A 13,529-nucleotide genomic window follows, 5' to 3' on the forward strand; every position below is an offset into this window, starting at 1 on the left:
GAGGCTGATCGACGTCAACCCGGTAGGGCTTCAGACGCGAAGGGATGGCGGATTGGTTGACGTTCTAAAAGAAACCGCTCCCTCTCGGCGCGATGTTCGAAGCAGAACCTGCGCGAGGCTTGCCAGGCCTCGCGAAAATCCCAGCCGGCATGGTTTGTGCAGCCAGGATGTTCGCACGCATGGCTGATTCCCGGGCGCTATGACCTGTTCTGGCCGTGGGAGCCTGAATCTCGTCGCACATCACCTTCATCGTATGGGAATGGATACGCGTCGATGTCAAGGGGCTGCGGTTGTCGATCTTGTGCCAACCAACTCCGTTGAAGGAATCTGCAGCGATCACGCGAGCCTTGCGTGTCAAGTGGTTGAACGATTTCAAGGGGATAAACTGGTGCTGCGAGAGAGGATTGAACTCTCGACCTCTCCCTTACCAAGGGAGTGCTCTACCACTGAGCTACCGCAGCCGCTGATGGCGGGGCTTCTGCCATATCGAACCGGCAAGCGCAAGGCCAAGCGCAAGCCATTCGCAAGCCATCTGTGAAAGCCCGCTCCAACGGCTTTTGCGGACATGGCAGCGCCACAATGTTGGCTTTCCCTGAATAGTGCGCTGGCGCATCGGCCCGAAAATCGGGATCGATTTTCGGAAAGCACGTTGCCAGGATTCAAAAGTGCTAGATCGTAGTTTGTGCGTCAAGCGGAACCACATCGCTCTAATCGTCAGCCGGGACTGAGCCATGAACGACAAGGCAATTCCATCTGACAAGGAGGGTCCAACTGACAAGGGCGGGCCATCGAAAAAGGACAGCCCACCGAAGAAGGCTGACCGCCAGACCCGGCTCGCCGAGCAATTGCGCGCCAATCTGCAGAAGCGCAAGGCGCAGTCGCGCTCGCGACGCACTGGCGAGGCTGACAAGCGGCCGGAAGGGTTCGGCGCCTTAAGGGAAACGCAAAAGGATTGATATCAACAGGCTGGCCAGGGCGAGAATCCTGTTTCTTGAACCAAACCGGCCAATGGTTTAGACGGGCCACAACAGACTCAACCGATTGAACCGGCTTTTCGGCCGAGGGGACGCTCTTCCATGGATCGCATCAGAATTGTCGGCGGCAACAAGCTTGCCGGAAGCATCCCGATCTCGGGCGCGAAGAACGCCGCGCTGCCGCTGATGATCGCTTCGCTGCTCACCGACGACACGCTGACCCTGGAAAACGTGCCGCATCTGGCCGATGTCGAGCAGTTGATCCGCATCCTCGGCAATCATGGCGTCGACTACTCGGTCAACGGACGCCGCGAAAAGCAGCAGGAGGGCTATTCGCGCACCGTCACTTTCTCCGCCCGCAACATCGTCGATACAACGGCCCCCTACGAGCTGGTGTCGAAGATGCGCGCCTCCTTCTGGGTGATCGGCCCGCTGCTTGCCCGCATGGGCGAGGCCAAGGTGTCGCTGCCCGGCGGCTGCGCCATCGGCACGCGGCCGGTCGATCTGTTCCTGGAAGGCCTCCAGGCGCTGGGCGCCGATATCGACGTCGACACCGGCTATGTCATCGCCAAGACCAGGAACGGCCGTCTTGTCGGCAATCGCTACGTCTTCCCGAAAGTGTCGGTCGGCGCCACCCATGTGCTGATGATGGCGGCGTCCCTGGCCAAGGGCGAGACGGTGCTCGAAAACGCCGCCCGCGAGCCCGAGATCGTCAACCTCGCCGAATGCCTCAACGCCATGGGCGCCAGGATTTATGGCGCTGGCACCCAGACCATCACCATCGACGGCGTCGAGGCGCTGTCTGGCGCGCGCGTCCGGGTGATACCCGACCGCATCGAGACCGGCACCTATGCGATGGCCGTCGCCATGACCGGCGGCGACGTCGTGCTCGAAGGCGCGCGGGCGGACCTGCTGCAGACCGCGCTCGACGTGATTTCCCAAACCGGCGCCGAGATCACGCAGACCAATTCCGGCATCCGCGTCAGGCGCAATGGCGCCGGCATTGCGCCGGTCGACGTGACGACAGCGCCGTTCCCGGCGTTCCCGACCGACCTGCAGGCGCAGTTCATGGGCCTAATGACGATGGCCAAGGGCAAGTCGCGCATCACCGAGACCATCTTCGAAAACCGCTTCATGCACGTCCAGGAACTTGCCCGGCTCGGCGCCCACATAACACTGTCCGGCCAGACGGCGATCGTCGACGGCGTGCCGAAGCTGAAGGGCGCGCCGGTGATGGCGACCGACCTTCGCGCTTCGGTGTCGCTGGTCATCGCCGGCCTGGCAGCCGAAGGCGAGACCACGGTCAACCGGGTCTATCATCTCGACCGCGGTTTTGAGCGGCTGGAAGAAAAGCTGTCCGGCTGCGGCGCGGAGATCGAGCGGATTTCGGGGTAGAGGTAACGGCCTGAGGTCGGCGCTGCCCCTCATCTGCCTGCCGGCATTTTCTCCCCGTATAGTGACGGGGAGAAGGGGCTGGCCGCGACCTCGGCGCCCTTTCTGCAACGCCGGATATTGGCGAAATCCTTGCGAAGGCGTCCCTCTCCCCGCCACTCTGCGGGGAGAGGATGCCGGCAGGCAGGTGAGGGGCGGCGCAAACCTGATGCGATTGTGCTGGAATCCGTGGCGCGGTTGCACGGATCGCCAAGACCGCCTAACAGAAAACTGATGTAATCCTTCGCAGGTGCGAACTCCGCATGAACCTTCTCAAGCTTGTCGCGCTCGACGATCAGGATCTGAGCATCGTCTCGGCCCACGTCCAGGACGCCGTGCTCAAGGTCGGCGACCTCGAATACATGCCGGCGGTCAAGCGCTTCATGATGACGATGAACCGCTTCGTCTGGGAGGCGAAATCCGGTTTCTTCCGCCAGCACAATGAGCGGCGGCAAAGCGTGCTGCATTTCGACCGGGTGCTGGGCGCCAAGACCAGCGGCATTGCCCGCGACAAGCCGGACGAGGTGCTGTCGCTGCTGGCGATCAGCTTCGTCGCGCTCGACAAGCCGGCCGGCATTGTCGAGCTGATCTTTTCAGGCGGCGGCGCGATCATGCTCGATGTCGAGTGCATCGAGGCGCGGCTGGCTGACATTGGCGGCGCCTGGGAAGCGACGTCGCGTCCCTTCCACGGAGCCTGAGGACACAAGATGGCCATCACGCTTCGTCTGTCCGATGCCGATTTCGAGCAGCGGTTTGCCGCGTTCCTTTTGACCAAGCGCGAGGTCTCGGAGGACGTCGACGCGGTGGTGCGCGCGATCATCGCGCGGGTGCGCGCCGAGGGCGACGCGGCGCTCATCGACTACACGCAGAGATTCGAAAAGGCCGATCTGAAAGGCCTCGGCATTGCCGTGTCGCAACACGACATCGCCAAGGCCTACGATGCGGCCGACCCGCAGACGATCGAGGCGCTCAAATTCGCCCGTGACCGCATCCGTTCGCATCACGAGCGGCAGCGGCCGAACGACGACCGTTATACCGACGCTGCCGGCGTCGAGCTCGGCTCGCGCTGGACCGCGATCGAGGCGGTCGGGCTCTATGTGCCGGGCGGTACGGCGAGCTATCCAAGCTCGGTGCTGATGAGCGCCGTGCCGGCCAAGGTCGCCGGCGTCGAGCGCGTCGTCATGGCGGTGCCGGCGCCCGGCGGCATCATCAATCCGCTGGTGCTGGTGGCGGCGGACCTGACCGGCATAACCGAGATCTACCGCGTCGGCGGCGCGCAGGCGATCGCAGCGCTTGCCTACGGCACCGAAACGATAAAGCCGGTCGCCAAGATCGTCGGCCCCGGCAATGCCTATGTCGCGGCGGCCAAGCGCCAGGTGTTCGGCACGGTCGGCATCGACATGATCGCCGGGCCATCGGAAGTGCTTGTCGTGGCCGACGGCAATAACGATCCGGACTGGATCGCCGCCGACCTGCTTGCCCAGGCCGAGCATGACGTGTCGGCGCAGTCGATCCTGATCACCGACGATCCTGTCTTCGGCGCGGCGGTCGAACAGGCGGTCGAACGCCAGTTGCAAAACCTGTCGCGCGCCGGGACGGCGGCGGCGAGCTGGCGCGATTTCGGCGCCGTCATCCACGTCCCCCGAATCGAGGCGGCGCTGCCGCTGGTCGACCGCATCGCGGCCGAGCATGTCGAGCTTGCCATCGACGAGCCGGAAGCCTTCCTGGCGCGGATGCGCAATGCCGGCGCCGTCTTTCTCGGCCGCCACACGCCGGAAGCCATCGGCGACTATGTCGGCGGCTCCAACCACGTGCTGCCGACGGCGCGCTCGGCGCGCTTCTCGTCCGGGCTTTCGGTGCTCGATTTCGTCAAGCGCACCTCGATCCTCAAGCTCGGGCCGGAGCAATTGCGGGCGCTGGCGCCGGCGGCCATCGCGCTGGCCACAGCGGAAGGCCTCGACGGGCATGGACGCTCCGTCGCCATCCGGCTGAATATGTAGCTGACATGGCGGACTACGATCGAACCCGTGCCAGGCTCATCGATGTCGAACTCGACGAATCGATCGGCCGTTCGACGCCCGACGTCGAGCATGAGCGGGCGGTGGCGATCTTCGACCTGATCGAGGAAAACAGCTTCCAGCCGGTCAATGACGACGGCGCCGGGCCCTACCGGCTAAAACTGTCGCTGGCCGAATCCCGCCTGGTCTTCGCGGTGACGCGCGAGGATGGCGCGGCGGTCGTAACCCACATCCTGTCGCTGACGCCACTCAGGCGCATCGTCAAGGACTATTACATGATCTGCGAAAGCTATTACGATGCCATCCGCACCTCGACGCCCAGCCAGATCGAGGCGATCGACATGGGCCGGCGCGGCCTGCACAATGAGGGCTCGCAGACACTGATGGACCGGCTGGCCGGCAAGATCGACATCGATTTCGACACGGCGCGCCGGCTGTTCACGCTGGTCTGCGTACTGCACTGGCGAGGCTGAACTGTCAGTCCCTCTGCCCCGCTCGATCCCGCCCCGCTCGATCCTGTTCGTCTGCGCCATGAATGCCGTGCGCTCGCCGATGGCCGAACTGCTGGCGCGCAAAGTGCTTCCGGCCGCGACTTTCGTCGCGTCGGCCGGGGTGCGCGGCGGCGAACGCGACCCGTTCGTCGACGCCGTGCTGGCCGAGGACGGGCTTTCGCTCGGCGACCGGCACCCGAGGACACTGGACGATCTCGAGGACGACTATTTCGACCTGATCATCACGCTGTCGCCGGAAGCCCACCACACCGCGCTCGAGCTTACCCGCTCGCTTTCCGTCGACGTCGAATATTGGCCGATGCCGGACCCGACTGGCGTCGGCGGCACGCGCGAGCAGATCATGGCCGCCTATCGCGAGGTGCGCGAACGGCTGAAGGCGCGGATCGGCCGCCGTTTTCTGGCGCCGGAAGCAGAGAAACCGGGCTGATTTAAGCATGTTCACAAGCGCACAATTATCATATAGGTTCCGCCCAAATTCCGGCTAGAGTCGGATGATTTCAGGTCTGTTCGACCTGAAATCTGAATCCGCCTCTAAATCCAAGAAGTAGAGCATGATGTCGTCCGAAAACCGCTTCACACTTTTCGGCATCATGCTCTAGGCGCTGGGAATCCATCCAAGCAAAGGTATCGAATGCCGAAGGAAGAAGTCCTCGAGTTTCCGGGTGTCGTCACGGAATTATTGCCCAATGCGATGTTCAGGGTGAAGCTTGAAAACGAACACGAAATCATCGCCCACACCGCCGGCCGCATGCGCAAGAACCGTATCCGCGTGCTGACCGGCGACAAGGTCCTTGTCGAGATGACACCCTACGACCTGACCAAGGGCCGCATCACCTACCGTTTCAAGTAAGATCGTCAGAGCTCGGCCGGGATCGCGATGAGCATTTTGCAGAAGCTCGTGCTTGCCTCGGGTTCGCCGCGCCGGATCGAACTGCTGCAGCAGGCCGGCATCGAGCCGGACCGCGTGCTGCCGGCCGGCGTCGACGAAACGCCGCTGCGCGCCGAGCATCCACGCTCGCTGGCCAAGCGCCTGTCGAAGGAAAAGGCCGAAAAGGCGCTGGCCTCGCTGCAGACGGAAGAGGATTATGCACCGAGCTTCGTGCTGGCCGCCGACACGGTGGTCGCCGTCGGCCGGCGCATCCTGCCCAAGGCCGAAACGTTCGACGACGTCGTCAATTGCCTCGGACTGCTATCCGGCCGTTCGCACCGGGTCTATTCCGGCATCTGCCTGGTTACGCCGAGCGGCAAGCTGCGCCAGCGACTGGTCGAGACCAGGGTGCGTTTCAAGCGGCTGCCGCGCGCCGAAATCGACGCCTATGTGGCCTCGGGAGAATGGCGCGGCAAGGCCGGCGGCTACGCAGTCCAGGGTCTGGCCGGCGCCTTCGTGGTCAAGCTTGTCGGCTCCTACACCAACGTTGTCGGCCTGCCGCTCTATGAGACGGTGGCGCTGCTGGCCGGCGAGGGCTTCAAGGTGCACGCCAACTGGCAGTCAGTTCGGCCATGAACTCGGGTTCGGACGACAAGGTCACTCCGCTGCGTCCCAAGCGGCCCTGCCCCGAATGCGGCAAGCCGTCGGCGCGCGAGACCTACCCGTTCTGCTCCGTGCGCTGCAAGGACATCGACCTCAACCGCTGGCTCAAGGGCGCCTATGTCATTCCGGGCCGCGACGACGAGGACGAAACGGACAACGACCCTCCCAAATGAAGCTGTTCGGCAAGGCTTGGTGACTTCGACCGCGTCCCATGAATCGAGCTGTCCAGTGATTGCTCGTTTGCCGCTTGAAATCAACGCTTAGGCGCTGGACAGGCCGGATTCCCGTGCTATAACCCACGCGCTTTCAAGGGGCGCCTGCGGCGCTTTCAAGAATCCGGCGTGCAGAACTGCCCGCGTGCCGGAACAGGCCCAGATAGCTCAGTTGGTAGAGCAGCGGACTGAAAATCCGCGTGTCGGTGGTTCGAATCCGCCTCTGGGCACCATCCTACCTCACTGTTTCCGTTTGTCTTTTTGGCGCTGTTCATGGTGTCGACGTCTTTCGGTTTGACGTTTTTCTCACACGGGTTTGACAGTTTTTGTTCGCCGCCTGTTCACTTCGGCGTCGAAATCGGTGACCACGGCCGACATTTTCCGGCTCTTGTTGGCGCGCTTTGAGTAGTGGCGTGCCATCTCGATCGTCTTCTGGCCGAGCATGTCGGCTATTGTGCGCTCGTCGTAACCCATTTCGGCGAGGATGGTCGCCACGGTATGGCGAAGCCCCTTCAGCGTCAGGCCTGGTTGCACGGCGCCAGATTTCTCAAGTGCCTGCCGGATCGGCCGCCATGACGCGCGGAAGCCGGACGGCGTCCAAGGCTTGCCACGACTGTTGGCGCATAGCGTGATCGCGTCGTGCTTCGGCGCCACCGCCAATGCAGCGACTACAGGCGCCGGAAGCGGAAACCACATCGCCACGCCGGTCTTGCCTCGCCTGGCGTCAATCTTGCCGTCAGAGACAGCCGTGGGCGGGATCTTGAGCGCATCCTGAGGATCGAGGCCGCAATACATCATCAGGGCCACCGGCAGCCGCATATGGGCCGGCAGCGCAGCGGCGACAGCATCGCGCTCGCTGTCCGACCATGGCCGATTCGCGTCGGCCATGCCGCGCGGCCGGCGGATGCCTTTGATCTTCATCGCCGGATTCACCTTGAGGTAACCGCGTTCTACGCCCCATGCGAACGTCAGCGCCAACACGGTCTTGACGTAGTTTCCGAAGCGGCGGCCATGCTTGGCTGCCGCCTTGTCGCGGATCTTAACCACCAGCGGCGGCGTGAAACGGTCCAGCATGGTGTCGGCAATCGGCTGCAGGTAGTCGAAGCAGCGCTGGTAGTCGGCTCGTGTGCGTGCGGCCAGATCGGTGAAAAACACGCTGGCGCGATAGCGGGCGATGAGCTGGCCGAGTGTGCCGGGCTTCGGATCATCCGTCTTGTCATTGAGCGCGACGATGCGCGCACATTCGGCAAAGAACGCCAAGCTGCCGAGCTGAAACTTTTCTGTGTCGATCATGGCGCCGGTCTTGCGATGCCGGCATCGCCATTTGTAAGGCGGTTTCCTGTCCTGCCAGGTGGCAAAGCCCTTGACGTGAACGACGGCCATTAGCCGAGCTTTCCAATCAGCTCGTCGTCGCCGGTCGGATCACCGGATTTCAGGCTGTCGATCCAGACGTCGAGGTCGCGCATGTCGTAGCGCCGCTCGCCGCCGGGTAGCGAAAGGGGCGTGACGTTGCAGTCGGCGGCAAACCGGCGAGCCGGGATGCTGCAATATTCGGCAGCCTCTTTTACCGTGAGAATGCGCCGAGGCGTCCATTTGACATTGAGCGTAGCGGTCACCATCGGTCAGCCCGCCTTTCTCAGCGGTTCTGCCGTCGCGCGTCGAAACAGTGCGCTGATCTCGGCAACAACGTCACCCTTGACGATGCGATTTGTTGTTATCCTTCCACCGCCGACCATGAAGGCTGCGGCGCGTCGTCTTGCGCGCTGCTGCTCGAGCTCAGCCGCCTTGACCTTTTCGTCACGGCGCTTCGGGTCCGACTCGCCCAAAAGGTCCATCCAGGGGCCGATCGTCGAGAAGAACGATTGCACGCCGGGACATTGAAGTTGGGCGGCCAACTCGCTGGCAGTGCAGTCGACGTGAAGAGAGCGCAAATACTTCGACCGCAAATCGGGCGACATGCCAGCGATCGCTCCTATGAGGAGGGCCAGCATTTCCTCAAAGGTCTCGGTGGCCTTCAATTTTTCGATCAAAGCGCCGTGCTCGGGATCATCGGTCTCATGCCAGTTTTGAAATGCTATCTTGAGTCCCCCGAAGCTACGTACGGCAGCAGGTGCGAGCGATGGCCTATCCGTCACGAGCACTGCAATCAGCATCCTTGCGGCGTCGAGCGGCACGAACTCCGGAGCGTTTACGCCGCGGGCACCAGTTGTCAGCAATCCAGCATCGCGCAATGTGCGCTGAGTTTTCATGATCGCCCCTTCGGAGATCTCGATAATTTCCGCGAAACGCGCGTTGAACTCGCCAATCGTTGGCATGCTAAAAGCCCTCTAGGTTTTTGACCTTACGCCTCGATTCGGCCCGCCGTCAAATCTAAAAACCTATAGGACCGATAGTCGCGCGGGTGTGCAAATTTGCATACCCGCCGAAATTCTTTCCGCCGTGGAACAATAAAAGCATCCCGGCCAACAACGCTTTTCGCCTCTCGCTTCCCAACAAAAAACCGTTCCGGACGGGACCGGTTTGGGTCGACACCCGCTGCTACTGCGACGACGGTGCGGCGATTGACGTGCTGGTTCATGAAACGCTCCTCTACTGATTTTTGAGTCGCGGGATCACTTCCCACGAGCGAATTCCATGCCATCAAGCTCATACGTAAGAAGCCGACTTCAGCGGCTGCCCGAACAGAGATGTTCGGCATGCTCTTGCTCCTTGAGTCTCAGTATGCGATACTTCAGGTATTAATCAGTGCCTAAGGCATTGTCAATACCTGAGGTATCAATGTGAGTGCGCTAACAAGCGAACAGGTGAGAGCAGCTAGGGCGTTAATTCGTTGGGAGCAAAGGGACCTGGCGACCGCGTCCATGGTCTCGCTACCTTCGATCAAGCGGCTCGAAACGCAGATCGGTCCGCTGGCTGCACAAGAGCGCACCGTAGCCGCAATACGCACCGCCCTCGAGGCGGCAGGCGTGATCTTCGTCGACGAGAATGGCGAGGGGCCGGGCGTGCGCCTCAAGAAATCACCTGCTTGCCAAGACTAACCTCCCGAGCGATGTTGCGGCGCCCGCTAGGACGGCTGGCGTCCGGCCAGGTACCTAGGCCAGGCAAGACATTCCAAACGCCGATCGCAAAGTGTCTCAGTGGCCGTCACGTGAAACATGTAGACCGGCGGGAACAACGGTCAGGGCGCGACGGCGGCGAAATGTCGGTCGCTGCCCTTACCTTCGCGCGTGGTTGAATTACTCTTCTTCGTCCTCATCCATCTCTTTGGCTTCATCCCATCGAAGCAGCCATGCATAGCGCTGCGGCTTCCATGGTGGATATGGGCACGCTGAGCGCGGCATGCCCTAGGCAATATGCGTCGAGGCCTTCGTCTGGAGGATCGGTCTTGTGCTCTGATTGCAAGGCCATAGTGATGCACGATTCGGGGCGATGTCGAGCAACTTTCTTGTTATCCCTCCCTGACTTACGTGGCCGGGCATTTGCCCCCTGACGGCCTGCCTGCGCGCCTACCTGCTGCTGCGCTCAGTTCCGGTATATTAGCGACATCTTGACTAAAATGCCGCCCGCTCCAGACTCATGGAATGGCGCGGGGAGTTGTGATTGGAGATCTGGTGGCGATCACGGCCACCGTCCGCAGGCGGGTCACAGAGGACCGTGTCAGCGTGTCCATCCCGAGCTATGGCTTCCCCCATTCGATCATCGATCATACCAAGGTGAAGAAGGGCAGCAGATCGAGCTCACCGGCGAGATCACGCGCATAGACGAGGAAACCGGCAGGGCAACCGTCGACTTGGGATCACTGGTGACGGTTGACATCGACAAGATCAGGCTCGTCGAGAAGTACCGGCCGCCGAAGCGCAAAAAGCCGTTGCGTGACAGGCGCGCCCAAGATCGCACTGTGGTCGAGGCGCGTCATCTTCTTCGATGAGAACGGCTAGGGACCGGCGTTCTCCGGAGAAAGCCCATGACCACGAGAACCGTGAATATTTTTCTTTGGCCCGTTCGAGTTTAGGCGACCTCTTTAGGCTGCTCTTTAGGCTACGAAAAAGGCATCAGACTGGAGTTGGACCGCGCTTGGCCGCCCCGCATACCTTTTGCAGGCTGGGAGGACCCGCCGCCTTCAGCACCTGGCGCGACCTGCAATTTAACGGGGGCGATCAACTGCCGGTCGTATCGCGACTAATAGCGCCCAATGTCGTCGGTTGGCGTTGCGCGCTGAGCGACCTACGCCCATGAGCTCGAGAGCGGCGCCATCAAGGCCAACGCCCGGTTTGCCGAAAGCCTCTACCGCAAGGCGACCGGTGAAGGTCGGGAGGCCGTCACTGCAGCGATCTTCTGGCTGAAGACTAGGGCCCGCTGGAAGGAGACCTCCGTCCATGAGCTAGAGGGAAAACTGGACACGTCAGTGACCTTCGTGACCACCTACGAAGATATGAAGCTCCTGTAGGGCGGCACTCCTGGCTCGTCGGACGGCTGGTCCGCTCATTTACCCGCTCAGATCATTTTTCGTCGGCGAGGGTATTCTCAATGGCAGCGATGTTGAGCTCAAGCATGGCCACTCGTTGAATCGTGCTGGCGCTCGGTATTGTGTTCTGCTCGGCGGCGGCGAGAAGTAGATCGCGCTGCTCGTCCTTGAGACGTTTTGAGAGCGCTGTCAGTTTTTCGTCCATGTTAAAACCCCAATGATCCAGAGTGGCTATAGGACACCGGCTAAGCACGCTCAAGACCGCGCGGCAGCAGACCTGAACGGAGCGCAGGCTATTTCCCCTGTGGGCCAGACATAAGTTGCTAGTCCTGGCCTTATGAGCAAACTGCAAACGGTGGTTTGCAGTTTGAACACCCCGGAAAAGCAGCGTGACGAGCGCGGTCGCCTATTATCGAGTCTCCACACAGCGGCAAGGACACTCGGGCTTGGGCATCGAGGCCCACCGTGCCGCGGTCGCCCGCTTTGCCGAGGCCGAGGGGATGATCGTCCTCCAGGAGTTCACCGAGATCGAAACCGGAAAGGGCGCGGATGCTCTTGATCGACGGGAGCAATTAAACGCCGCCCTCGCACTTGCCCGCCAGACAAAATGCCCGGTGGTCGTGGCCAAGCTCGATCGCCTGTCTCGTGATGTCGCCTTCATTGCCGGACTGATGGTCCAGCGCGTTCCGTTCATCGTCGCCGAGCTCGGTGCCGATGCCGATCCGTTCATGTTGCACCTTTACGCCGCTTTGGCCGAGAAGGAGCGGCGTATGATCTCGGAGCGCACCAAGGCCGCCCTCGCCCCTCGCAAGACCACTGGAATGAAGCTCGGCAATCCGACGAACATCGCAGAAGCTGCAGCAAACGGTCGGAAGATCTCGATCCGGGAGGCTGACAGATTTGCCCAGACCGTGCTGCCGATCATCGACTCCATCCGGCGCTCTGGCGTCACAAGCCTGCGCGGCTTGGCGATCGCCCTGAACAACCGGGGTGTGCGCACAGCGCGCGATGGTCAATGGCAGGTTTCGAACGTGCGCAACATCTTGGCGCGGCAATCTGCTCGGAACTTGCTTTTATAGGCGGGAAATTCACTCAATTGTCCCTGCGTCTGCTCCGTCACGATGTGAGCCGCGCTCTCGGTCGCGCATAGCCGGGGATTTTGAAACGTCGCCGATAGGCCCCCGGCGTGAGCCCTGTAACGCGCTTGAAAAGGCGGCGGAAGAAGGCCGGCTCCTCGTAGCCCACCTGCCAGCTGATCTCGTCGGCCGAGGCTTCGGTCCGCTCAAGGCGGCGCTTGGCGTCCTCGATTCTCAGGCGCTGCACATAAGCGATGGGGCTCAAGCCGGTCGCGCTCGTGAAGCGGCGCTTGAAGGTGCGCTCGGTAAGTCCGGTGCGCCCGATCATCGCTTCGACGGGATTGGCCACCGAGAAATTCGTGGCGACCCAGTCCTGGGCCGCCTGAATTGCGAGATCGCCATGGTCGTTTCGCCCTTCGAAGACGATATAGGGTGCCAGCCCATCTTGATGCCATTGCAGCGCAAAGAGCCGAGCGACCTCCTGTGCCGCGGTCGCTCCGACATGGCGGGCTATCAGGTAGAGCACCAGATCGTGCCAGGTCATGGAGGCGCCGGACGTGATCAGTTCTTCGCGCTTGCCGGAGACGACCAGCACGCGCTCAGGGTGGATCGGCACCTGCGGGAAGGCGGAAGCAAAGGCCCGCGCATAGCCGAAATGCACCGTCGCGTCCATGCCATCGAAGAGCCCCGTCTCGGCGAGCGGGAAGATGCCTGAGCAGGCCGAGCATAGAAGCGCGCCGCGGCGATGCATGGCGCGAAACCATTCGATCAACTCCGGGTGCTGCCCTTTCGGCCAGCCCTGCGGCCCGAGCAGGATCGAGGGAACGATGACTATGTCGGTTGCATCAATGTCCGCCACGCTTCGCTGCACGGTGACAGGGATTAGGCTGGCGAGCTCCAGCGGGCCGGTCCGGAGCCCCACGATTTCCACTTGGAACGGCCGCGCCTGTAGCGTCTTTCCGGGTGGGTGCAACATGGAGAAGGCGTTCATCACGTCGAAAACGCCGGAGAGCGTTGATACCACCGCCTCCGGAATGGCGACGAGGCTCACGTGGAGCGTCTGAGATCTGGTCGAGGCAGTGTCGTCTCGCAGCATGCCGGCCGTCCCCTTCGACGGCGAAAATAACACCGATGGAGCGATGGAGCCATGCCAGCTGCCGGCATTTCAGGCAGGCGAGTTGCCGACTGATTGCCGACCGGCGTGGCATAAACGGCCCGATTCTGGAGATTCCGGCTCTGCCGCTCGCCTCCTGTCCCTGTGATGTATGGGGCAGCCTCAGATTCCTCTGGGTCAGCAAACAGGAGAGCAG

The 13,529-nt window shown here is 62.0% G+C and carries 18 protein-coding genes and 2 tRNA genes; 13 read left to right on the forward strand and 7 right to left on the reverse strand.

Going from position 1 to position 13,529, the window contains the following annotated elements:
* Positions 1 to 386 precede the first annotated feature (386 nt).
* Positions 387 to 461, reverse strand: a tRNA-Thr gene (locus tag AC0L2C_RS19130).
* Between the two features lie 270 nt (positions 462 to 731).
* Here AC0L2C_RS19130 and AC0L2C_RS19135 point away from each other — a divergent pair.
* The 10 genes from AC0L2C_RS19135 to AC0L2C_RS19180 all read left to right on the forward strand — a co-directional run bounded on the left by AC0L2C_RS19135 (position 732) and on the right by AC0L2C_RS19180 (position 6,911).
* Positions 732 to 956 carry a hypothetical protein gene (locus AC0L2C_RS19135; protein WP_473524126.1) on the forward strand — a complete coding sequence of 75 codons (225 nt, stop codon included), beginning with the start codon at positions 732 to 734 and terminating at the stop codon, positions 954 to 956.
* Positions 957 to 1,076: 120 nt separating this feature from the next.
* Positions 1,077 to 2,369: a UDP-N-acetylglucosamine 1-carboxyvinyltransferase gene (gene murA, locus AC0L2C_RS19140; RefSeq protein ID WP_473524127.1), complete on the forward strand. Its 1,293-nt coding sequence runs from the start codon at positions 1,077 to 1,079 to the stop codon at positions 2,367 to 2,369.
* 299 nt (positions 2,370 to 2,668) lie between these two features.
* Positions 2,669 to 3,103: a DUF2948 family protein gene (locus AC0L2C_RS19145; protein ID WP_128175663.1), complete on the forward strand. Its 435-nt coding sequence runs from the start codon at positions 2,669 to 2,671 to the stop codon at positions 3,101 to 3,103.
* 9 nt (positions 3,104 to 3,112) lie between these two features.
* Positions 3,113 to 4,405, forward strand: coding sequence for a histidinol dehydrogenase (hisD, locus tag AC0L2C_RS19150; RefSeq protein WP_473524128.1), 1,293 nt, complete (start codon positions 3,113 to 3,115; stop codon positions 4,403 to 4,405).
* A 5-nt stretch (positions 4,406 to 4,410) separates the two neighbouring features.
* On the forward strand, positions 4,411 to 4,896 hold the full coding sequence (locus AC0L2C_RS19155; RefSeq protein ID WP_027155503.1) for a UPF0262 family protein: 486 nt from the start codon (positions 4,411 to 4,413) through the stop codon (positions 4,894 to 4,896).
* Position 4,897: 1 nt separating this feature from the next.
* On the forward strand, positions 4,898 to 5,362 hold the full coding sequence (locus AC0L2C_RS19160; RefSeq protein WP_473524168.1) for an arsenate-mycothiol transferase ArsC: 465 nt from the start codon (positions 4,898 to 4,900) through the stop codon (positions 5,360 to 5,362).
* Positions 5,363 to 5,566: 204 nt separating this feature from the next.
* Positions 5,567 to 5,785 (forward strand): translation initiation factor IF-1, encoded by a 219-nt coding sequence (gene infA / locus AC0L2C_RS19165; RefSeq protein WP_006200926.1) that lies wholly within the window; start codon positions 5,567 to 5,569, stop codon positions 5,783 to 5,785.
* 27 nt (positions 5,786 to 5,812) lie between these two features.
* On the forward strand, positions 5,813 to 6,439 hold the full coding sequence (locus tag AC0L2C_RS19170) for a Maf-like protein (protein ID WP_023803279.1): 627 nt from the start codon (positions 5,813 to 5,815) through the stop codon (positions 6,437 to 6,439).
* Positions 6,436 to 6,639, forward strand: a complete 204-nt coding sequence (gene yacG, locus AC0L2C_RS19175) for a DNA gyrase inhibitor YacG (RefSeq protein ID WP_027155506.1) — start codon at positions 6,436 to 6,438, stop codon at positions 6,637 to 6,639. The genes AC0L2C_RS19170 and yacG overlap by 4 nt, the downstream gene beginning before the upstream one ends.
* 196 nt (positions 6,640 to 6,835) lie before the next feature.
* Positions 6,836 to 6,911, forward strand: a tRNA-Phe gene (locus AC0L2C_RS19180).
* A gap of 73 nt (positions 6,912 to 6,984) precedes the next feature.
* Here AC0L2C_RS19180 and AC0L2C_RS19185 read toward each other — a convergent pair.
* From AC0L2C_RS19185 to AC0L2C_RS19200, 4 genes are read right to left on the reverse strand one after another with little or no spacing between them, the layout of a single operon-like run.
* Positions 6,985 to 8,061, reverse strand: a complete 1,077-nt coding sequence (locus AC0L2C_RS19185; protein WP_287203497.1) for a tyrosine-type recombinase/integrase — start codon at positions 8,059 to 8,061, stop codon at positions 6,985 to 6,987.
* Positions 8,061 to 8,297 (reverse strand): hypothetical protein, encoded by a 237-nt coding sequence (locus tag AC0L2C_RS19190; protein ID WP_287203498.1) that lies wholly within the window; start codon positions 8,295 to 8,297, stop codon positions 8,061 to 8,063. Before AC0L2C_RS19190 ends, AC0L2C_RS19185 begins: the two co-directional genes overlap by 1 nt.
* Positions 8,298 to 8,300: 3 nt before the next feature.
* Entirely contained in the window at positions 8,301 to 8,993 is a 693-nt protein-coding gene (locus AC0L2C_RS19195) for a hypothetical protein (protein ID WP_287203499.1), read from the reverse strand.
* 26 nt (positions 8,994 to 9,019) lie between these two features.
* The gene (locus tag AC0L2C_RS19200) at positions 9,020 to 9,376 is read right to left on the reverse strand and encodes a hypothetical protein (RefSeq protein ID WP_473524129.1); all 357 of its coding nucleotides are present in this window, start codon (positions 9,374 to 9,376) and stop codon (positions 9,020 to 9,022) included.
* 76 nt (positions 9,377 to 9,452) lie between these two features.
* Between AC0L2C_RS19200 and AC0L2C_RS19205 the strand changes: the two genes are divergently transcribed.
* Positions 9,453 to 9,716, forward strand: coding sequence for a transcriptional regulator (locus AC0L2C_RS19205; protein WP_287203521.1), 264 nt, complete (start codon positions 9,453 to 9,455; stop codon positions 9,714 to 9,716).
* A gap of 764 nt (positions 9,717 to 10,480) precedes the next feature.
* Entirely contained in the window at positions 10,481 to 10,606 is a 126-nt protein-coding gene (locus tag AC0L2C_RS19210; protein WP_473524130.1) for a hypothetical protein, read from the forward strand.
* 571 nt (positions 10,607 to 11,177) lie between these two features.
* Here AC0L2C_RS19210 and AC0L2C_RS19215 read toward each other — a convergent pair.
* Positions 11,178 to 11,348, reverse strand: a complete 171-nt coding sequence (locus AC0L2C_RS19215; RefSeq protein WP_236372122.1) for a hypothetical protein — start codon at positions 11,346 to 11,348, stop codon at positions 11,178 to 11,180.
* A gap of 241 nt (positions 11,349 to 11,589) precedes the next feature.
* On the opposite strand from AC0L2C_RS19215, the gene AC0L2C_RS19220 reads away from it, so the two are divergent.
* On the forward strand, positions 11,590 to 12,222 hold the full coding sequence (locus AC0L2C_RS19220) for a recombinase family protein (RefSeq protein ID WP_473524131.1): 633 nt from the start codon (positions 11,590 to 11,592) through the stop codon (positions 12,220 to 12,222).
* A gap of 37 nt (positions 12,223 to 12,259) precedes the next feature.
* Here the strand turns inward: AC0L2C_RS19220 and AC0L2C_RS19225 are convergent, their stop codons facing one another.
* Entirely contained in the window at positions 12,260 to 13,315 is a 1,056-nt protein-coding gene (locus tag AC0L2C_RS19225; protein WP_473524132.1) for a GlxA family transcriptional regulator, read from the reverse strand.
* Positions 13,316 to 13,529 lie beyond the last annotated feature (214 nt).

It is taken from the genome of Mesorhizobium sp. WSM4845 (assembly GCF_055811455.1).